This is a genomic window from Bacillus sp. RC252, assembly GCF_044909215.1.
Classification (GTDB): Bacteria; Bacillota; Bacilli; order Bacillales; family Bacillaceae_G; genus Bacillus_A; species Bacillus_A mycoides.
This window is the reverse complement of the sequence record NZ_JBIYDV010000001.1, coordinates 412,195-433,603: the sequence shown is the minus strand read 5'-3', so window position 1 is coordinate 433,603 and position 21,409 is coordinate 412,195. Positions and strand designations below refer to the sequence as shown.

Below are 21,409 nucleotides of genomic sequence, written 5' to 3'. Positions count from 1 at the left end.
GTTTATTTTTGTACTGCTACTCGCGTGCGGTATGCGGGTTGATTCCTCTCATAAAGAATACATGACAATTGTCATATTGATGCCATGACGCATCATACTGTTTCCCAAATTTTCCAGAGCATACAATGTAAATATAAGAAACGGCGGGGGTGGAGAGATGGAAAAGATTATTGAAGTAAATGGTGTTTCTAAAACATTTAAACATAAAAAAGCAGTAAATAACGTTTCATTTCATGTAAATAAAGGGCAAATAGTAGCATTACTCGGTCCAAATGGTGCGGGGAAAACAACGACAATTTCAATGATGCTCGGATTAAAAGATCCGACAGAGGGGAATGTCTCTATATTTGGAAAGAGTCCGAAGCATAGAGATGTTCGTAATAGCCTCGGTGCGATGCTGCAAGAAGTAAGTGTCATTGATAGCATCACGGTAGAAGAGGCAATCGAGTTATTCCGTAGTTATTATACGAATCCTGTAGAGAAAGAAATATTACTGCAGTTGTCAAACTTAGAATCAGAAAGAAAGCAAAGATGTGAGAAATTATCGGGCGGTCAAAAAAGAAGGTTAAATTTTGCGCTGGCACTTGCAGGGAATCCAGACTTGTTATTTTTAGATGAACCAACTGTAGGGATGGACATAACATCTCGAAAAACGTTTTGGGAAACGATTAGAAAATTAGCAAGTGAAGGGAAAACGATTATTTTAACAACACATTATTTAGAAGAAGCGGATGCGCTAGCAGATCGAATTTTATTATTTGCGAACGGAAAGATTATCGCAGATGGCACACCAGATGAGATGAAAGCGACGATTTCTCGAAAAACAATCTCGTTTTATTCGAAAGAGAAAATTCCTAAGAGTTTACTAAAGGAATTACCGCATGTAACAGAAGTACAGTCAAATGAAGGGCGCTTCACTTTAACGACGGAAGATACAGATGCCACTTTACAATCAATTTATCAGAGGAATCTACCTGTAACAGACGTTTCAGTTGAACGTGGAAGCCTCGATGAAGCATTTGAACAGTTTGTTGCAAATCAGAAGGAGGGAATCGCATGAGAGCATTATGGATGCAATGTAAAATAGAGGTTTTACGTACGTTCCGCAATAAATTATTCATCTTTTTCTCATTATTAATGCCAGTTATGTTTTATTACATCTTTACAAATGTTGTTCAAGTCCCGCAAAACGGAGATGCATGGAAAGCACATTATTTAATTTCAATGGCGACTTTCAGTATTGTAGGGACTGCCCTTTTTAGTTTCGGTGTGAGACTTTCTCAGGAAAAAGGGCAAGGATGGACACATTTGTTAAAAATTACACCGCTTCCAGAGGGAGCATATTTAGCAGCTAAAATTATTGCTCAAACAGTAGTGAATGCTTTTTCAATCTTAGTTATTTTTATGGCAGGAATATTAATTAATAATGTTGAGTTAACGATAGGCCAATGGATTGGTGCAGGATTATGGCTATTACTAGGCGTGACACCATTTTTAGCCCTTGGAACAGTAATAGGTTCAATTAAGAAGGCGGATGCAGCAGCTGGTTTAGCCAATATTTTAAATATGAGTCTGGCTGTAATTGGCGGGTTATGGATGCCAATTGAAGTGTTCCCGAAAATATTAAGATCTATCGGTGAATGGACACCAACATACCACTTTGGAAGCGGTGCATGGGATATTGTAGCTGGAAAATCAATTGGATGGGAAAATATCGCGGTACTAGGAGGTTACTTCTTTATATTTGTTGTAGTATCAATATATATAAGAAAGAGACAGGAAGCGGTATAGATGATAGAGAAGAAGAGGTTTGAGTTTTTTCCAAAACATATGGGTTTCTTCCCGTATATGTGGTTCGTTTATCTGTTATTTCCAATTTATAATTTAACACAAGTATCGGGAGGGAAGCTTGTAATAGGTATTGGTATATTGATGGTTTTCATCGTCACGTACCGTCAACTTTATTTCGTTCAAAAGACGTTCATTTTATGGGCGTGTATTCAAATGATGCTCACTTTCTCATTTGCTTTATTTTATAATCCCTTCATGATATTGTTCGGATATTTCACGGCGAGCGCGATGGGATTTGCGCCAAGTAAGAAGGCGTTTCGTGTGTTGTTATGTTTATTAGTTGTAATGCTTGGAGCTTTTATATTTATAAATGTTAAACAACTAACAATCCCGAGTTTAGTGAATATCGTTCCGATGTTTATTTTAATGCTACTTACGCCATTTGGAATGCGTAATTTTAATCAGAAAAAGATGTTAAAAAATCAACTAAACGAAGCAAACGAACAAATTAAAGACTTAGTAAAACGTGAAGAACGTCAGCGAATCGCAAGAGATCTTCATGATACGTTAGGGCATACGTTATCTCTTATTACTTTAAAGAGTCAGCTTGTGGAGAAATTGATTGTGAAGAATCCAGAACGCGCAAGTATAGAGGCGAAGGAGATTACACAAACATCTCGTACTGCTTTAAAACAACTGCGCGAGTTAATTTCTGATATGCGTATGATTACAGTGGAAGAAGAAATTGAGCAAATAAAAGCGATTTTGCAAGCTGCCAATATTGAATTAGAAGTAAAGCAGGAGGCTAATTCTAGCTCATTATCACCAATTGAACAAAATATTTTAGGTATGTGTTTACGTGAAGCTGTTACGAATGTCGTGAAGCATAGTAAGGCAAAGTCATGTACAGTTTCTATATTAGAATCACAAGGTGAGTTGATTTTGAAAGTAGAAGATAATGGCGTAGGTTTGGAAAATCAAAGTCATGATGGAAACGGTATTCGAGGTATGAAGGAACGGATTTCCCTTATTGATGGAATAGTTGAACTGGATACGATCAATCCAGGGACACTGTTAACGGTGAAAGTTCCAATTGTAATTAGAACAGGAAAAGATGAGGTGAGGGCATGATTCGAATTATTATTGCAGAAGATCAGCGGATGCTTCGTGGTGCATTAGGAGCCCTGCTTGATCTGGAAGATGATATTGAAGTAGTTGGGCAAGCTGCGAATGGTGAAGAAGCGTTAAAATTAATCGAATCGTTAAAGCCAGATATAAGTATTATGGATATTGAAATGCCGATCCAAAGTGGTTTAGATGTTGCTGAAATTTTAAAGAAAGAACAATCATCTTGTAAAGTAATGATTTTAACAACATTTGCGCGTCCTGGTTATTTTGAAAGGGCAATGAAAACTGGTGTTCACGGGTATTTATTAAAGGATAGCCCGAGTGAAGATCTAGCTTCAGCAATTCGAAATGTCATGAAAGGGAAGCGAGAAATTTCGCAGGAGCTAATGTTTGGCTTATGGCAGGAACAAAATCCGCTATCAGATCGTGAAAAAGAAGTGCTGGTACTTGCGAAAGAAGGAAAGACTACAAATGAAATTGCTAAGATGCTCTATCTTTCGCCTGGTACAGTGCGTAATTATATTTCGGAAGTATTAGCAAAACTGGAAGCGAAAAATAGAATTGAGGCAATTACAATTGCGGAAGAAAAGGGATGGATATGAAAAGAAGTTTACCTACGAGTGGTAAACTTCTTTTTTCTTATAAACAAGTATTTCAATAGAAAGTTTCGTCGCAGTCGCATCGCTCAGAATTTGAAGTATATCGCGTAATTTAGATTTTACTTCATTTTTCGACAAAAAATTTGTTATAGTAAGATTAAGTTGTTGGTCTAAATTTTGGACAATTTTACCACTAACAGTTGTAATTACTCCATTTTTATCTACTTTTACAATAAGATCTTGGCCATATACTTTATAATTTTCGTAAGTTTGTGCAAGGCGAACTTCGGTTTGACTTTCTTTTGTTTCTTTATTTGTAGGTTGGGAATCTACATTCATTTCAGTTGTCACTCACTCTTGTTGAGCTTTAGCCTCGTTTATCTCATCTTTTAAATACTTTTTCGCCATATTTTTTCGTATTATTTTGAGGTTGTGTTAATTTTTTTATCGTTAAACTAGGCTGAGCAATTTCAACTTTTACTTCATTTTTGTCTAATTCTTGGGTGTGAACAGCTTCTGCTGATAAAGGATAAAGAAGACCGAATGTAACGAAAAGCACGAGCAAGTTTTCTATAATTTATCTATAAAACTTCTAATCTATTATTGTATGTGAGATGAATTATATGAAGAATTTGCGGAATTTTATATATATTATGCATTATTTCATATCAAAAATTGTCGAATTCACATTATTGTAGTGGTATGACAACTTGAAAAAATTAGATTGTTATAATGGGACGGTGAGCAAGTATGCACGCAGAAAAACTAGGAAGCGAAATAAAGAAAATTAGGGGAATGAGAGGATTCACACAGAAACAACTCTCCGACAATGTATGTCATCAATCGGAGGTGAGCAGAATTGAGTCGGGCGCGGTATACCCAAGTATGGATATATTGCAAGGTATTGCAGCAAAGTTACAAGTTCCCATTATTCATTTTTATGAGGTACTCATTTATTCTGATATCGAGAGGAAAAAGCAGTTAAAAGATCAAATCATTATGCTTTGTAAGCAAAAGAAATATAAAGAAATATATAATAAAGTATGGAATGAACTGAAAAAGGAAGAATATCATCCTGAGTTTCAGCAGTTTCTTCAATGGCAATATCATGTATCTGCGTATGTGCTAAAGAAGATTGATTATGAATATTGTATTCTGGAGCTAAAAAAGCTACTAAATCAACAGTTAACTGGAATAGACGTGTATCAAAAACTTTATATAGAAAATGCAATTGCAAATATTTATGCTGAAAATGGTTATTTTAAGAAGGGTATGGAGTTATTTGAAGGTATATTAAAGCAATTAGAGGCATTGCCTGAAAATAAAGAGTTTGATGTGAAGGTAAGACATAATCATGCAAAAACATTATACTTAGATAATCAATATGAAGAAGCACTTTATCAAATAAATAAAGCCATTGAAATATCATGTCGAATTAATAGTATGGCATTGATTGGACAGTTATACTATCAAAAAGGTGAATGCTTAGAAAAGCTAGAGTATGATGGGGCAGAGATTGAAGATGCTTATGAAAAAGCTTGCTTCTTTTTCGATATATTAGAAATGCATGCGTATAAAGAAACGCTTATAAAAAAAATGAAGAAATAAAAACGACCTAAAAAATAGATATGCATAATTGCATACGATATGGATAAATTTTCATGATATATTAAAAGAAAAATGTGGGTGATGGAATATGAAAAAACTACTTATTGGTAGTCTATTAACGTTAGCGATGGCATGGGGTATTTCATTAGCAGATACAGCTTTAGAGAAAAGCCAAGTAATTTCTCATAATGATCAAGAGGTACAATTAGCTTCAGATATGCCTTTTGAGTATTAAAAAACAACCGTCTTACTTAGACGGTTGTTTTTTTATGGAGTAACATCCAAACATCTTTACTAGAAACAGGTTTGCTAAAGAGGAATCCTTGAATGTGGTCACAGTTTTGCTCGTGTAAAAACTTCCATTGTTCTTCTGTTTCTACACCTTCCGCAATAACCTCTAAATTTAATTCTTTTGATAGCGTAATAATGGAAGCGATAATGGCTTCTTCTAAAGGGCTATTTGTAATTCCACAAATAAATTCTCGAGCAATTTTTAATGTATTGATTGGATATTTCGTTAAATAAGCTAAAGAACTATAACCAGTTCCAAAATCATCAATTGAAATTTGAATACCGAGATTTTGAAGTTCTTCTAGTTTAGCAATTACAGAATGATTTTGATTAATCGCGATACTTTCCGTAATCTCAATATCTAGTGCTTCCGGTTTTAGTTCGGTTTCTTCCAAGACTTTTGAAATAGTTGGGATTAAATCTGAACGGTTAAATTGAACAACAGATAAATTCACACCAACCTTTAAGTGAGAAAACCCTTGGTTATGCCACTTCTTTGCTTCTAAGCAGGCTGTACGTAAGATCCAATTACCAAGTTCAATAATAAATCCTGTCTCCTCTGCTAGAGGGATGAATTGGGCAGGTGATACAATTCCGAGTTTTGGGTGTTTCCAACGAATTAACGCCTCGAAACCGATAATTTGTTTTGTTTTTGTGTTTACTTGTGGCTGGTATTCAAGGAAAAATTCATTTTGTTGTAGTGCTTTTGAAAGCTCACCTTCTAGGAAGTGTATTTCATTTTGCGCAATACTCATTTCTTTTGAGAAGAAAACGAATCTGTTTTTTCCATTTGCTTTTGCTCGATACATAGCCATATCTGCATTTTTCATTAATTCGGTTACATCGGTTCCATAGTCAGGGTACATTGCAATTCCGATACTCGGTGTAACAGAAAGTTCTTCATCTTTAATAAAGTAAGGCTTATTTAAGATAGTTAAAATTTGTTCAGCTATAAAAGAAGCACTTTTTTCAGAGTACATATCTGGTAATAGAATCGTAAATTCATCTCCGCCTTGGCGGGCAACGATATCTTTTGAACGTAAACATCCACGTAATCTTTTTGCTACTTCAATTAATAATAAATCCCCGACATCATGGCCGAGTCGATCGTTAATTTTTTTAAATCGATCTAGGTCGAGGAACATAACCGCAACGTCATTAGTGTTGTTTTGAGCTAGATTTAAAATCGTTTTTAAATCTTTTTCGAATTTCCGTCGATTCGGTAGTCCTGTAAGTGCATCATGGAAAGCCATATGCTCTACTTGCTTTTGTTTTTCATATAAAGTTGTAATATCACGTGCTATACCAAACATCCCAACAACTTCTTTATTTATAAAAATAGGGATGAATGTAATGTGAAGGTGATAATAATAGCCTTCTTTTTCTTTTGTACGAATTTCTAGAGTTTGTGGTCTACCTTCTTTTGTAATTTGTAAAGATTTCTTCAATAATTCATGATCTTGTGGATCAATGAAGTGTTGAAGAGAATAGCTTGTTACTTCACAATAATAGGCTGTAAATAAACTTTCACAAGCCTTATTAGATTGTTGAAAAATCCCGTTCATATTTAAAGAAAAAACAGCATCAGGATGATCTTCGAATAAAGATTTATAACGTTGTTCACTTTTTGATAGTGCAGATGCGCCTTCTTCAACTTTACCTTCTAGTTGTGTAGTCAACTGTTCGTACGTATCGATTAATACTTGATTATCTTTCCACATGTAAAGTTGTCGTAGGAATAATAAGATAAGTGATAATACGAGACCGATTAACATGAACTTATCATCCCAAGGTTGAATGACAATAAAGGAAAAAGTAATGATTATACTAAAATAAGGTAATATAAAGCGTACATAATCGAATCGATAATATTTAGTCTTAGTTTCATGTTGCATTGGTTTATCTAAAATGTATAGTATGGACGATAAACCGATTAATAAAATTGAAGCAGTATGTATTAAATAAGAGACTTCAGAAGAAGTTTCCATTCCTGATCTTAACTGGAACAGGTGTATATATCCGTAAACAAGTATGATAGTGAAGCCGACAATTAATGAGATTCTACTAGAAGAATACTGTTCTCTTCTATATAAGCTAATAACGGCGTAAATTACTAATGATTGTGCAATGAAATATCCAATTAAAACCCATGTATCTGTTGTTAACATACGAAAGCTTGAAATGTCTAAAATAAAGGTTAAGGTAAAGTAAATATTCATAATGACAATAAAGATGCTATCGAATGAAAATTGAGCAAGGCCTCTAATAGAGTAATGTTTTATAAACTTTATAGCAAAGCCAGAAAAGAGCAAAATATATTGTATGATGAAGAAAGGCAATGCCTTATATGAGAATATGACTTGATCATATATAGAAAGTGAATGAAGAAATAAAGTTATCTCCATAGCTAATCCACATATACAAGTGCATAGTACTAGAACCCAAAATAGTTTGTCACCGTGCTTCATCTTCTTAATTGCTTTATATAAGCAATAGCAAGAAAAGAGTGCAGCAAAACAAAATAAGAAGAGAATTCCAATTTCTTTTATATTCAAGTCCTTAGGGATAAGGAATATCCAAAGAGAAAATATAATAATATACATCATGACAAATTGTACATATTTTTTTTGATTGATCATATAATGGCTCCGTTTCAATAAAGTTGAATCACAGGGGGAAAATGCTAATTTAAATAATAGCATATAAAACAGGAGCTTTTTTACTATAAGAAATACTTTTTGAAAAAAATAGCGCAACGTTACAATTTACCATTGTATTGTTGCGCCTTTTATTCTTTTCACTCCCCTTATAGAAGAGATTTCATCTATTAACTGAAGAAGTGCTAAATCCTTTTGTTTACTTTCAATCATAATATCGAAATCATGGTCAATTTTTTTTGTAATGTGTAAAAAGGGTTTAATAAACTCCAAATCAATATAATTTGCGTGAGCCCTAAATTCTTTTACGGATTTAGGAGAAGAAATATGAACTTTAGGAAGGACATTTGTATGTGACCAAGTTTTAAATATCATAGGAAGTAATTCTTCTAGCGGTTCATTACAAAGGTTCGCTATGTGGTGATGATAATCGAACACGAAAGGGATTTGCTCTTTTTGACAAATAGCCAAAGTTTCAGAAGTTGTATATGTTTTATCGTCATTTTCAAGAGTCATTTGTCTTTTTACATGGCATGGAAGTTTTTGTATGTTTTCATGAAAACGTTCGATTGCCTTTTCCTTATTTCCATACGCGCCACCTACATGGATATTAATGTAGGAAGAATCTGCAATTCCCATAGCATTTAACACGTTATAATGATAGGTCATATCTGTAATTGCATTAGTTGTAATATGTGGTTTGTCGCTTGTAAATAGTGTGAATTGGTTTGGGTGAAAACTTACGCGTAAATTGTGTTCTTGAATTAATGCTCCTATTTTACGCCATAGTGGAGCAAATATTTGAATGTAATCAAATTCAACTTCAGGATGTGTTGCAAGCGGGACGATAGAAGATGATAAACGATATAATGGAATTTCGTGTGCAATATTGTAATGAAGGATGCGTATTGTGTGTTCTAGATTTTGCAGTGTAACATTATATAATTTATCTTCACGCTCTTGTTTTTTTAGCTTTTTCCAGCTTGTAAATGTCATTGTTTTGGCAGGCGAACAGTCCCATAATGCCGTAGCATGTGAGACATATCCAAATCGAATTATCATATGTGATGCACCTCCTTGGCTCTTGAAATTTCTCTATAAAAAGAACGCGAGTATCGTTCCTATCCATTCCTTTCCTCTATCGATAATGGAGAGGGGGCTGACATCTTCAAAGGAAAGTAATGAGGAGCGTCCCAAATCTTCCTCGAATTTACGTTTTACTTCTTGTATGAAATGTTTATCGTATAAAAGGCAATTGATTTCATGGTTAATATATATACTTCTCATATCGAAATTAGCAGTTCCGATATCACAAGTATGATCGTCTACTATAATAATTTTTGCGTGGAAAAATCCTTGCTGAAAAGCGTAAATATTACAACCAGCTTGTATTAACTTTCGGCAATATGGGAATTTTGCTTCTCGAACGAGGGCGTGATCAGCCTTTTGTGGAACGAGAATAGTTATTTGAACCCCACGTTTTCGCGCTTTTAATAATGCATTCATAATTTTTTTTCCAGGAATAAAATATGGTGTACCGATAAAGAGTTCTTTTTTCGCGCTTTCGATTAAATGTAAAAATGTATTTTGTAAATAGGCACCATCAGTAGGGATGAAACGATGTAGAACGGTCCCTGGCTGTTGCGTAGGAAAATAAAGAGATGAATCTAATAAATTTTGGTCTGTATCGTCGAGCCAATCATGTAAAAATTGTTTTTGTAAATCTTGTATCCCTTCTCCTGTAAGACGTAAATGATAATCTCGCCATAACCCTAACCTTTGATTATGCCCTAAATATTCCTCGCCAATGTTAAATCCACCAATATAACCAATTTTCCCGTCAATAACTGTAATTTTTCTATGGTTTCTTTGATTTGCAGAAAAGAAAGGAAAAGGAAATTTCACTTTATGACAAAATGAAAAAGAGACACCATGTTTTTGTAGGGAGTAAATCGCTTCTTTTGATAAATAATGACTTCCAAACCGGTCGAGTAAAAGTCTTACTTCAATTCCTTCTTGTGCTTTATCGATAAGTAACTTTAAAAACGTACGACTTATATCATCGTTTTTTACAATAAAAAATAAAACGTGCACATGGTGTTTAGCTTGTTTTATATCAGTAAAGAGAGCATCGTATAGATCATTTCCATATGTATAAAGGCGAAAATCACTTTGACGTAAAGGGAAAGAACGAGAACGTACACGCTTTAAATGAACAATTCTCCCATATGAAAGGTCGATTGTAATCCAGAGAGCGCTGCCTAATAACAAGAGAGATAAGAAAAACATAAGTGAATTCCCTCCTTCACGGTCTTTTCACCATCGATTTTTTACAAATCAAAATTTCACTGTATCCCGCTATTTGCGGGCAGTAAGACGCCCACCTAAAGCAAAGAAGTTGGTTGGGATTCGGGCCGCCCGTAAAAGCCCGATTGGTTAGGGCTAATACTTAGTGGGGAGGAATAGCTCTCCGCCGATTAAAGTTTCACTTTATAGTTTCACCGAAATAAACAGCTTTATTAAAAAATGTGTTGTTGTATAACAAAAAACTGTTGACTGAATGCTCACTCATTATATAATGGGAATAGGGGATATAATTCAGAAAATTATATATTTTCGAAGATTCTAAAAAAGAAAGAGAGCTTACAAAGAGAGGGGTAGCATAAAATGAATAGCTTACTAATCATTAATTGGCTGGCTGCCATTGCTGTTATTGCTTATGCGGGGTATTTGTTTGTATATCTTATACGAACAAGGATGGCCTACATACAATTAGGAAAAAAGATCGAATTTGACCGTCGTTTTAAAGAGCGTTGGGATCTTCTTAAGGTCAATGTTTTCGGTCAGAAAAAGCTGCTGAAAGATAAAAAGAGCGGCATCATTCACGTTATGTTCTTTTACGGATTTATTCTTGTCCAATTTGGAGCAATTGACTTCGTTTGGAAAGGACTTGCACCAGGATCGCATCTTCCACTTGGACCACTATACCCTGCATTTACATTCTTCCAGGAAATTGTCACACTCGTTATTTTAATTGCAGTCTTTTGGGCTTTTCATAGACGCTATGTTGAAAAGCTTGTTCGTTTGAAACGTAATTTCAAATCAGGTCTTGTTCTTATCTTTATTGGTGGCTTAATGATTTCTGTGCTACTTGGTAATGGGATGGGAATTATATGGCACGGCGAGGAGCTTTCATGGAGTGAACCTATCGCTTCTGCAATCGCTTACGTTTTCTCGGGATTAAATGAAACCGCAGCCATTTCAGTGTTCTATTTCTCTTGGTGGGTGCATTTACTAATTTTGTTAACGTTTTTAGTTTATGTTCCACAATCAAAACATGCGCATTTAATTGCTGGACCAGTTAACGTATTTTTTGGTCGTCTTTCAAATCCAGGAAAACTTGAAAAAATCGATTTTGAAGATGAAACGCAAGAAACATTCGGTGTTGGTAAAATTGAAGACTTTAGACAAAATCAACTTATCGACTTATATTCCTGCGTCGAATGTGGTCGTTGTACAAATATGTGTCCGGCAACAGGAACAGGGAAAATGTTATCACCGATGGATTTAATTTTAAAACTTCGTGATCATTTAACTGATAAAGGAGCAGCGGTAACATCAAAAGCACCGTGGGTTCCAGTTGTTGCTTTTAATAATACACAAGGAAATCAGTTAGCGATGATGGCAGCTGGAAAAGGACAACAAGAATCAGCGGCTACAGCGCTAGCGTACGACCCAAGTTTAATCGGAGACGTTATTACAGAAGAAGAGATTTGGGCATGTACAACGTGTCGTAACTGTGAGGACCAGTGCCCAGTTATGAATGAGCATGTTGACAAAATTATTGATTTACGCCGCTATCTCGTTTTAACAGAAGGAAAAATGGACGCGGAAGCGCAGCGTGCAATGACAAACATTGAGCGTCAAGGTAATCCGTGGGGACTGAACCGTAAAGAGCGTGAAACATGGCGCCAAGGTGACGATGAAGTAACAGTTCCAACTGTAAAGGAGAAATCAAAAGCTGGCGAAGAGTTTGAATACTTATTCTGGGTTGGATCAATGGGTTCGTATGATAATCGCAGTCAGAAGATTGCGATATCATTTGCGAAGCTAATGAACGAAGCAGGCATTTCATTCGCAATTCTTGGTAATAAGGAAAAGAACTCTGGTGATACACCGCGCCGCCTTGGAAATGAATTTGTATTCCAGGAAATGGCGACTAAAAATATTGAAGAATTTGAAAAAGCAGGAGTGAAGAAAATCGTTACGATTGACCCTCATGCTTATAACACTTTTAAAAATGAGTACCCGGACTTTGGCTTACAAGCAGAAGTCTATCATCATACAGAATTACTAGCCCAGTGGGTGAAGGAAGGTCGTTTAAAACCTGTCCATTCTATTGAAGAGACAGTTACGTACCATGATTCCTGTTACTTAGGAAGATACAACGAAGTATACGAAGCACCGCGCGATATTCTAAAAGCAATTCCAGGTGTAAACCTTGTAGAAATGGCGCGTAACCGTGAAACGGGAATGTGCTGTGGTGCGGGTGGCGGCCTAATGTGGATGGAAGAAACGACAGGTTCTCGTATTAACGTTGCTCGTACAGAACAAGCGCTAGCTGTACAGCCGTCAATTATCGGTACAGGATGCCCGTATTGCTTAACGATGATTAGTGACGGCACGAAAGCGAAAGAAGTTGAAGAAACAGTTCAAACTTTGGACGTAACAGAGATTTTAGAACGCTCAGTTATCGGACAGAAGAAAGAAGCAATGTAGTTTGTAGGAATGCATTCAAATTTAGAAAGAGGTGCAATAATTGCACCTCTTCTAGGCGCAAGGATACCGAGCGAGCGCTCGGTGCTAAAAAAAGAAATGGGGGAAAGAAACATGAGTAAAACAGTTATTTTAAGTGCTGCAAGAACACCGGTTGGAAAATTTGGAGGAACTTTAAAAGACGTGAAAGCAACAGAGCTTGGAGGAATCGCAATTAAGGCAGCGCTTGAAAGGGCGAATGTTTCCGCTAGTGATGTTGAAGAAGTTATATTTGGAACGGTTATCCAAGGAGGGCAAGGACAAATTCCATCACGCCAAGCAGCAAGAGCGGCCGGCATTCCTTGGGAAGTGCAGACAGAAACAGTAAATAAAGTTTGTGCATCAGGGCTTCGCGCAGTTACGTTAGCAGATCAAATTATTCGCACTGGTGACCAATCACTGATTGTAGCTGGTGGAATGGAATCGATGAGTAACAGCCCTTACATTTTACGAGGGGCAAGATGGGGATACAGAATGGGTAACAACGAAGTTATCGATTTAAACGTTGCAGACGGTTTAACGTGCGCATTTTCAGGTATACACATGGGTGTTTATGGCGGAGAAGTTGCGAAGGAAGATGGAATCTCTCGCGAAGCACAAGATGAATGGGCATATCGTAGCCATCAACGTGCGGTTTCGGCACATAAAGAAGGGCGTTTTGAAGAGGAGATTGTACCAGTAACAATTCAGCAAAGAAAAGGCGATCCTATCGTCGTGGCTAAGGATGAGGCGCCACGCGCGGATACAACGATTGAAAAATTAGCGAAATTAAAGCCTGTATTTGATAAGACGTCAGCGGTGACAGCAGGTAATGCTCCGGGACTAAATGATGGCGGTGCTGCACTTGTATTAATGAGCGAGGACAGAGCGAAGCAAGAAGGAAGAAAACCATTAGCGACAATTTTGGCGCATACGGCGATTGCGGTAGAATCGAAGGATTTCCCAAGAACACCAGGTTATGCAATTAATGAATTGCTGAAAAAGACAGGTAAGACAATTGAAGAAATCGATTTATTTGAGATTAATGAAGCTTTTGCAGCGGTAGCAATTGCAAGTACAGAAATCGCAGGGATCGATCCGGAAAAATTGAATGTAAATGGCGGTGCTGTAGCAATGGGGCATCCAATTGGAGCGAGCGGAGCACGTATTATCGTTACACTTATCCATGCACTGAAGCAGCGCGGCGGCGGAATTGGAATTGCTTCTATTTGTAGCGGTGGGGGTCAAGGTGATGCAGTGATGATTGAAGTTCACTAATTAAGATTAGAAGATATATAGTTTATTAACAATTAAGGGGGAAGAAAAAATGAGTGTACAAAAGATTGTTGTAATTGGTGCAGGGCAAATGGGTTCAGGTATCGCACAAGTGTGTGCAATGGCAGGCTATGATGTGAAAGTGCAAGATTTAAAGCAAGAGCAATTAGATAGAGGGCTAGCTGTTATTTCGAAAAATTTAGCCCGCCAAGTAGAAAAAGGCCGTATGAAGGAAGAAGAGAAAGATGCGACTTTAAATCGTCTTACATGGACGCTCGATTTAAATAGTGTCAAAGAAGCTGATCTTATTATTGAAGCAGCTGTTGAAAAAATGGATATTAAAAAGAAAATTTTTGCGAATTTAGATGAAATCGCTCCAGAACACGCAATTTTAGCGACGAATACGTCATCGTTACCAATTACGGAAATTGCAGCGGTAACGAAACGTCCTGAGAAAGTAATCGGCATGCACTTTATGAATCCGGTTCCAGTTATGAAACTCGTTGAAATTATTCGTGGTTTAGCTACAGATGATGCAGTGTACGAAACGATTGAGGATATTACGAAAAAAATCGGGAAAGTGCCAGTTGAAGTAAATGATTTCCCAGGGTTTGTATCGAACCGTATTTTATTACCGATGATTAACGAAGCGATTTATACGTTATACGAAGGAGTAGCGACGAAAGAAGCGATTGATGACGTAATGAAGCTCGGTATGAACCATCCGATGGGACCACTTACGTTAGCTGACTTTATCGGTTTAGATACGTGTTTATACATTATGGAAGTGTTGCATGAAGGATTAGGAGATAGTAAATATCGCCCATGTCCATTATTACGTAAGTATGTGAATGCAGGATGGTTAGGACGTAAAACGGGTCGTGGTTTCTACGTTTACGAATAAAGGCCTCCCTTTATTGAAGTAGTGGTCTTACCAGATTGTTAAAAAGATATATAGCAAACGGAGGCGAAGTACATGAATTTTCATTTTACTGAAGAGCAACAAATGATGAGGAAAATGGTTCGAGATTTTGCACAGAAGGAAATAGCTCCCTTTGTTCCTAGTATGGAACAAGGGGTGTTCCCGAAAGAGATTTTGCAAAAGATGGGTGAGCTTGGACTAATGGGTATTCCAGCGCCTGCAAAATATGGCGGGGCAGAAATGGATTTTATTTCTTACATTCTAGCAATTGAGGAAATTTCAAAGGTAAGTGCAACGGTTGGTGTAATTTTAGCTGTACATACGTCAGTTGGAATGAATCCGATTTTATACTTTGGAACAGAAGAACAGAAGCAGAAATATGTTTCTAAATTGGCGACTGGTGAGTATTTAGGCGCATTTGCTCTAACAGAACCGAATGCAGGATCAGATGCAGGTAGTTTGAAATCAAGAGCTGTAAAGAAAGACGATCACTACATCATTAATGGATCGAAAGTCTTTATTACAAATGGTGGTGAAGCAAGTACATATATCGTCTTCGCGTCTACAAATCCAGATGCGGGGAAAAGCGGGATTTCAGCATTTATAGTAGAGAAAGATACACCAGGCTTAATCATTGGAAAAGATGAGCATAAGATGGGTCTTCTTGGTTCTCGTACAGTGCAACTTACGTTTGAAGATATGAAAGTGCCGGCCGAGAATTTACTTGGCGAAGAAGGACAAGGATTTAAGGTGGCAATGGCGAATTTAGATGTTGGGCGAATTGGAATCGGAGCGCAAGCATTAGGAATCGCGGAAGCGGCGCTTTCATGTGCGATTGATTATGCGAAAGAGCGTGAGCAATTCGGAAAGCCAATTGCGGCGCAGCAAGGACTCGGATTCAAACTTGCAGATATGGCAACAAGTGTAGAAGCATCGCGATTACTTGTATACAGAGCAGCATCGCTAAGAGCACAAGGATTACCATGCGGTAAAGAGGCTTCTATTGCGAAATTATTTGCTTCTAAGACGGCTGTTGAAGTTGCGATTGAAGCGGTGCAAGTATTTGGTGGTTATGGTTATACGAAAGATTATCCAGTAGAAAGATTTTTCCGTGATGCGAAGATCACACAAATATACGAAGGAACGAGCGAAATACAAAAGCTTGTAATTAGTCGAGCTTTATAAAAAGGCAGAGGGGGAGACGGGAATGCATTTTAAATTATCAGAAGAACATGAAATGATAAGAAAAATGGTTCGGGATTTTGCAAGGAATGAAGTAGCACCGACAGCAGCTGAACGTGATGAGGAAGAAAGGTTTGATCGCGCTTTATTTGATCAAATGGCAGAGCTTGGTTTAACCGGTATTCCGTGGCCTGAAGAATACGGCGGAATTGGAAGCGATTACTTGGCGTATGTAATTGCCGTTGAAGAATTATCCCGCGTTTGTGCTTCTACAGGTGTAACGTTGTCTGCACATACTTCACTTGCTGGATGGCCAATTTTTAAATTTGGAACGGAAGAGCAAAAACAAAAGTTTTTGCGCCCAATGGCTGAAGGGAAGAAAATTGGTGCATATGGCTTAACAGAACCAAGCTCTGGATCAGATGCTGGTGGAATGAGGACGACTGCAAAACGAGATGGAGACCATTACATTTTAAATGGTTCGAAAATCTTTATTACAAATGGCGGTATTGCTGATATTTATGTTGTTTTTGCATTAACAGATCCTGATTCGAAGCAGCGCGGCACGAGTGCATTTATTGTGGAGAGTGATACGCTAGGATTTTCGGTTGGGAAGAAGGAAAGTAAGCTAGGGATTCGTTCTTCGCCAACAACTGAAATTATATTTGAAGACTGCCGTATTCCTGTAGAGAATTTACTAGGGGAAGAGGGCCAAGGATTTAAAGTTGCGATGCAGACATTAGATGGCGGCCGTAATGGTATTGCGGCACAAGCAGTCGGTATTGCACAATCCGCTTTAGATGCTTCTGTAGAATATGCAAGAGAACGTCATCAGTTTGGGAAGCCAATTGCAGCGCAACAAGGAATTGGCTTTAAACTTGCGGATATGGCAACGGATGTAGAGGCAGCGCGTCTTTTAACATATCAAGCGGCTTGGCTTGAATCTGAAGGGCTTCCGTATGGGAAAGAGTCAGCGATGTCAAAAGTATTTGCAGGTGATACAGCGATGAAGGTAACGACTGAAGCGGTACAAGTATTTGGTGGTTATGGTTATACGAAAGATTATCCAGTAGAGCGTTATATGCGCGATGCAAAGATTACACAAATATATGAGGGAACACAAGAGATTCAAAGGCTTGTAATTTCTCGTATGTTAACGAAGTAGGAACGAAAGCGTAGGTATTTTCCTACGCTTTTTACTTCCAAAAATAATAGAGAGAGGTGAAGGGATGGTTAAACATAATGTACATGCGTCAGTGAAAGATGAAAAATTAGTTGCGTTAAGACGTGAACAAATGATTAAAGGTGCGGTGCAGCTGTTTAAGCAAAAAGGATTCCCGCGTACAACAACGAGAGAAATTGCGAAAGCGGCTGGATTTAGTATCGGAACACTTTATGAGTATATTCGCACAAAAGATGATGTATTATATTTAGTTTGTGATAGTATTTATGAACATGTAAAAGAGCGGTTAGAGGAAGTAGTGTGTACAGAGAAGGGAAGTATAGAAAGCTTAAAGATAGCGATAATGAATTATTTTAAAGTGATGGATGAATTGCAAGAAGAAGTATTAATTATGTATCAAGAGGTACGTTTTTTACCGAAAGAATCACTCCCATATGTATTAGAAAAAGAGTTTCAAATGGTCGGGATGTTTGAGGATATTTTAGAGCAGTGTACGGAAAATGGGACATTTACACTAAATAAAAAGGAGATACAGCTTCTTGCACATAATATTTTCATACAAGGACAAATGTGGGGATTTAGACGTTGGGCCCTGCAAAAACTGTATACTCTCGAAGAATATACAGAAATGCAAATTAGGTATGTACTGCAAGGAGCACATATGTCTCCGAAATAAAGAATGGACAAATTATAATTTTATTGCCCGTAAATAGCGGGATAAAAGTTTCCCGTTTTTTTTGTAGCATATTTGTGCGACTTTTGTTTATAATGAATAGTATGGATTTTTTTAAGCAGACCGTTATATATAAGCTTATATTTGAAGAAAGGAAGTGCCGCATAAGTGGGTTTTAAGCAATATTCACCAGAAGAGCTAAAAGAATGTTCAATGATTGAAGTTGTACATAGTGTTTTAGGGAATAAAAGACAAGCAACGACATTCAACGAGTTGGTTCAAGAAATCGCTCAAGTGCTGGGACTATCTCAAGGGCAAGTTAATACGAAACTCGCACAATTTTATACAGATTTAAACATCGATGGACGTTTCATTAATTTAGGAGAAAATCGTTGGGGGCTACGTAGCTGGTACCCATATGAGCAAATTGATGAAGAAATTCTGCCTCAGCCAAAACCGAAGAAGAAACGCAAAGTTGAAGAAGACGGTTTTGACGACTACATTGAAGAAGATGATGTAGAAGAAGAAGCAGAAGAAGTAGAAGAAGATGTAGTAGATTTGGACAAAGTTCTTGAAGACGAAGACGCAGACGATGAAGATGATGATCTTGATGATTTAGAAGAAGATAATGAAGACTTCGCAGAAGAAGAACTTGAGTATGATGAAACTGAAGAAGAAGAAGAGGAAGAGCGGTAGTTCTTGACTTTTCATTATCGTCCATGTAGAATCATTTTTGGGCTCTTTAAAAAAAGACGATAATACTTTTAAAGTGTAAATATAAAAGAAAATTGCTCCCTACTTATTACTTTATGTGATGAGGGGAGCAATTTTCTTTTTTGTTTTTTGTTTAGAAAATAAAAAGAGCCTAACAATAAGATAGATACAGTGTTATCTACATACGTTGCGCTTTGCAACGGTGATTATATAACAACGAAGTAGAAGGGAGTATTTTCATGACTAAGTATATTTTTGTAACAGGCGGTGTAGTATCGTCTTTAGGTAAAGGTATTACAGCAGCATCTCTTGGAAGACTTTTAAAGAATCGTGGTTTAAACGTAACTATTCAAAAGTTTGATCCATACATTAACGTAGACCCAGGGACTATGAGCCCCTACCAACACGGTGAGGTATTCGTAACAGATGATGGTGCAGAAACGGACTTAGACCTAGGTCACTATGAGCGTTTTATCGACATCAACTTAAACAAATACAGCAACGTAACAACAGGTAAAATTTACTCTTCAGTTCTTCAAAAAGAGCGTCGTGGTGAATATTTAGGAGGAACAGTTCAAGTTATTCCTCACATTACTAACGAAATTAAAGAACGTGTATATCGTTCTGGTCGCGAAACAAATGCCGACGTTGTTATTACAGAAATCGGTGGAACTGTTGGTGATATCGAATCTTTACCATTCTTAGAAGCAATTCGTCAAATTAAGAGCGACATCGGTCGTGACAATGTAATGTACATTCACTGTACGTTAATCCCGTACTTAAAAGCAGCGGGTGAAATGAAAACAAAACCAACGCAACATAGCGTTAAAGAGCTTCGCAGCTTAGGTATTCAACCAAATATTATCGTTGTTCGTACAGAACTACCTGTTTCTCAGGACATGAAAGACAAGCTTGCATTATTCTGTGACATCGATACAAAAGCAGTTATCGAAGCACGCGATGCAGATACTTTATATGCGGTTCCATTATCTCTTCAAGAACAAAACATGGACCAAATCGTTTGTGATCACTTGAAGTTAGACAATCCAGCTGCAGATATGACAGATTGGACTGCGCTAGTTAATAAAGTACGTAACCTTTCTAAGAAAACAAAAATCGCTCTTGTTGGTAAATACGTAGAGCTTCAAGATGCATACATTTCTGTTGTAGAAGCGCTTCGTCATGCAGGTTATTCATTCGACACAGATGTAGAAGTAAAATGGGTAAATGCTGAGCACGTAACAGCAGAGAACGTAAAAGAATTAGTTGGCGACACAGATGGTATCCTTGTACCAGGTGGCTTCGGCGATCGTGGTGTAGAAGGTAAAATCGTTGCAATTCAATATGCTCGTGAAAACAAAGTTCCATTCTTAGGAATTTGCCTAGGTATGCAACTTGCATCAATCGAATTTGCACGTAACGTATTAGGATTAGAAGGAGCTAACTCTTCTGAAATTAATCCTGACACACCTTATGCAATTATCGATTTATTACCAGAACAAAAAGATGTAGAAGATTTAGGTGGTACACTTCGTCTTGGTCTATATCCATGTAAGCTTGCTGAAGAAACAAATGCTTACAATGCTTACAATGAGCCGGTTGTATATGAGCGTCATCGTCATCGTTATGAGTTCAACAATCAATTCCGTCCAGATATGGAAAAAGCAGGATTTGTATTCTCTGGTACAAGCCCAGACGGTCGTCTAGTGGAAATTATTGAATTACAAGATCACCCTTGGTTCGTGGCAGCACAGTTCCATCCAGAACTTGTATCTCGTCCAAACCGTCCACAACCATTGTTCCATGACTTCGTAAGTGCTTCTATTACGAATAAAGAGAGCAAGTAATAAAAAAAAGCGCCTGAAATAGGGCGCTTTTTTTAATATTCGTTTAACATTTCATCAATTGTAAATTTCAATCCGTGATAAGCAAATAAAGCTATAATTAAACTTGGGAACCCATAGCGGTTACCTTCATCATCTGGAATAAGACCTTTTAACAGCTTTGTATCAATATGTACATCTGTATATTGTTCCAGTGATTCAACACCTTCTTGAATAGCCGAGATTCCAACGATAGATTGGCCTTCTTCATGAAGTTTTTTCGCGGTTTTTATAATTTCTTCATCTGTCGAAAAACGACTAATAAGAAGTACGCGGTCCGCAGAAGTCACTGCCGCCGGTTCACCGTTTTCTATTAAACGTTTTGCTTGTTTCATTGGTTCGGCGCCAAATAATGCTTCTGAAACAATACCTTCCATTTCGTTTGTACCATGCAAGTAAATGAAGCCGTCGCCAACTAACGCCTGGGCAAGTAGACGAGCGCTGTCTTCTATATTCAATTCCTCTTTTTGAGAAATTCGAGAGAAATATCCACTTAATTGAGTCGAGAAAATTTTTAACATGTTGTTGCTCCTTTCTTTCGTGTTAGCTGGTTCTCATTATAGCTTATTTTTTTTGGAAAGGGGAAATAGTAGGGTGGCATAACAAAATAGGAAACGGTAAAATAAGAAAGAATAGGAAGGGATTTGGCAAAGAGTAGCGAAAATAAACCGATAAGATATAAGAAGCTTTAAATCTTGTACTTACACAG

The 21,409-nt window shown here is 37.1% G+C and carries 20 protein-coding genes; 14 read left to right on the top strand and 6 right to left on the bottom strand.

Annotated elements, in window-relative coordinates; genetic code table 11:
* The first annotated feature begins 157 nt into the window (after positions 1-157).
* The 4 genes from ABH960_RS02250 to ABH960_RS02235 are packed head-to-tail and all read left to right on the top strand — an operon-like array spanning position 158 to position 3,521.
* A complete protein-coding gene (locus ABH960_RS02250; RefSeq protein WP_404442393.1) occupies positions 158-1,060 on the top strand; it encodes an ABC transporter ATP-binding protein in 903 nt (300 codons plus the stop codon).
* Positions 1,057-1,791, top strand: a complete 735-nt coding sequence (locus ABH960_RS02245) for an ABC transporter permease (protein WP_404442390.1) — start codon at positions 1,057-1,059, stop codon at positions 1,789-1,791. The genes ABH960_RS02250 and ABH960_RS02245 overlap by 4 nt, the downstream gene beginning before the upstream one ends.
* Positions 1,792-2,922 (top strand): sensor histidine kinase, encoded by a 1,131-nt coding sequence (locus ABH960_RS02240; RefSeq protein WP_404442387.1) that lies wholly within the window; start codon positions 1,792-1,794, stop codon positions 2,920-2,922.
* Positions 2,919-3,521, top strand: coding sequence for a response regulator transcription factor (locus ABH960_RS02235; protein ID WP_219300806.1), 603 nt, complete (start codon positions 2,919-2,921; stop codon positions 3,519-3,521). Before ABH960_RS02240 ends, ABH960_RS02235 begins: the two co-directional genes overlap by 4 nt.
* Positions 3,522-3,533: 12 nt before the next feature.
* Here the strand turns inward: ABH960_RS02235 and ABH960_RS02230 are convergent, their stop codons facing one another.
* Both ABH960_RS02230 and ABH960_RS02225 read right to left on the bottom strand, forming a co-directional pair.
* A complete protein-coding gene (locus ABH960_RS02230) occupies positions 3,534-3,857 on the bottom strand; it encodes a bacillolysin (protein WP_404442628.1) in 324 nt (107 codons plus the stop codon).
* 43 nt (positions 3,858-3,900) lie between these two features.
* On the bottom strand, positions 3,901-4,077 hold the full coding sequence (locus ABH960_RS02225; protein WP_404442383.1) for a hypothetical protein: 177 nt from the start codon (positions 4,075-4,077) through the stop codon (positions 3,901-3,903).
* 191 nt (positions 4,078-4,268) lie between these two features.
* On the opposite strand from ABH960_RS02225, the gene ABH960_RS02220 reads away from it, so the two are divergent.
* Together ABH960_RS02220 and ABH960_RS02215 are read left to right on the top strand one after the other, a co-directional pair.
* On the top strand, positions 4,269-5,126 hold the full coding sequence (locus ABH960_RS02220) for a helix-turn-helix domain-containing protein (RefSeq protein WP_113936178.1): 858 nt from the start codon (positions 4,269-4,271) through the stop codon (positions 5,124-5,126).
* An 88-nt stretch (positions 5,127-5,214) separates the two neighbouring features.
* On the top strand, positions 5,215-5,361 hold the full coding sequence (locus ABH960_RS02215) for a quorum-sensing peptide PapR (RefSeq protein ID WP_002068556.1): 147 nt from the start codon (positions 5,215-5,217) through the stop codon (positions 5,359-5,361).
* A 16-nt stretch (positions 5,362-5,377) separates the two neighbouring features.
* Here ABH960_RS02215 and ABH960_RS02210 read toward each other — a convergent pair whose 3' ends face one another.
* From ABH960_RS02210 to cls, 3 genes are all read right to left on the bottom strand, one after another.
* Positions 5,378-8,056 (bottom strand): DUF4084 domain-containing protein, encoded by a 2,679-nt coding sequence (locus ABH960_RS02210; RefSeq protein WP_256484475.1) that lies wholly within the window; start codon positions 8,054-8,056, stop codon positions 5,378-5,380.
* Between the two features lie 126 nt (positions 8,057-8,182).
* Complete coding sequence (gene uvsE, locus ABH960_RS02205; RefSeq protein WP_404442378.1) at positions 8,183-9,136, bottom strand: UV DNA damage repair endonuclease UvsE; 954 nt, start codon at positions 9,134-9,136, stop codon at positions 8,183-8,185.
* Positions 9,137-9,169: 33 nt separating this feature from the next.
* The gene (cls, locus tag ABH960_RS02200; RefSeq protein ID WP_215587108.1) at positions 9,170-10,363 is read right to left on the bottom strand and encodes a cardiolipin synthase; all 1,194 of its coding nucleotides are present in this window, start codon (positions 10,361-10,363) and stop codon (positions 9,170-9,172) included.
* 378 nt (positions 10,364-10,741) lie between these two features.
* On the opposite strand from cls, the gene ABH960_RS02195 reads away from it, so the two are divergent.
* The 8 genes from ABH960_RS02195 (at position 10,742) to pyrG (ending at position 20,664) form a co-directional block, all read left to right on the top strand.
* Entirely contained in the window at positions 10,742-12,853 is a 2,112-nt protein-coding gene (locus ABH960_RS02195) for a (Fe-S)-binding protein (RefSeq protein ID WP_404442375.1), read from the top strand.
* A 9-nt stretch (positions 12,854-12,862) separates the two neighbouring features.
* Entirely contained in the window at positions 12,863-14,146 is a 1,284-nt protein-coding gene (locus ABH960_RS02190) for an acetyl-CoA C-acetyltransferase (RefSeq protein WP_404442372.1), read from the top strand.
* Positions 14,147-14,195: 49 nt separating this feature from the next.
* On the top strand, positions 14,196-15,047 hold the full coding sequence (locus ABH960_RS02185) for a 3-hydroxybutyryl-CoA dehydrogenase (protein ID WP_002089768.1): 852 nt from the start codon (positions 14,196-14,198) through the stop codon (positions 15,045-15,047).
* A 72-nt stretch (positions 15,048-15,119) separates the two neighbouring features.
* Complete coding sequence (locus tag ABH960_RS02180; protein WP_215560122.1) at positions 15,120-16,250, top strand: acyl-CoA dehydrogenase; 1,131 nt, start codon at positions 15,120-15,122, stop codon at positions 16,248-16,250.
* A gap of 22 nt (positions 16,251-16,272) precedes the next feature.
* A complete protein-coding gene (gene acdA, locus ABH960_RS02175) occupies positions 16,273-17,412 on the top strand; it encodes an acyl-CoA dehydrogenase AcdA (RefSeq protein WP_002016320.1) in 1,140 nt (379 codons plus the stop codon).
* A gap of 64 nt (positions 17,413-17,476) precedes the next feature.
* Positions 17,477-18,106 carry a TetR/AcrR family transcriptional regulator gene (locus ABH960_RS02170; RefSeq protein ID WP_002034889.1) on the top strand — a complete coding sequence of 210 codons (630 nt, stop codon included), beginning with the start codon at positions 17,477-17,479 and terminating at the stop codon, positions 18,104-18,106.
* A gap of 165 nt (positions 18,107-18,271) precedes the next feature.
* Positions 18,272-18,799, top strand: coding sequence for a DNA-directed RNA polymerase subunit delta (gene rpoE, locus ABH960_RS02165; RefSeq protein ID WP_002130074.1), 528 nt, complete (start codon positions 18,272-18,274; stop codon positions 18,797-18,799).
* A gap of 257 nt (positions 18,800-19,056) precedes the next feature.
* Entirely contained in the window at positions 19,057-20,664 is a 1,608-nt protein-coding gene (gene pyrG / locus ABH960_RS02160) for a CTP synthase (RefSeq protein ID WP_002016314.1), read from the top strand.
* A 32-nt stretch (positions 20,665-20,696) separates the two neighbouring features.
* Here pyrG and ABH960_RS02155 read toward each other — a convergent pair whose 3' ends face one another.
* Positions 20,697-21,221 (bottom strand): DUF2529 domain-containing protein, encoded by a 525-nt coding sequence (locus ABH960_RS02155; protein ID WP_219300820.1) that lies wholly within the window; start codon positions 21,219-21,221, stop codon positions 20,697-20,699.
* Positions 21,222-21,409: the final 188 nt, after the last annotated feature.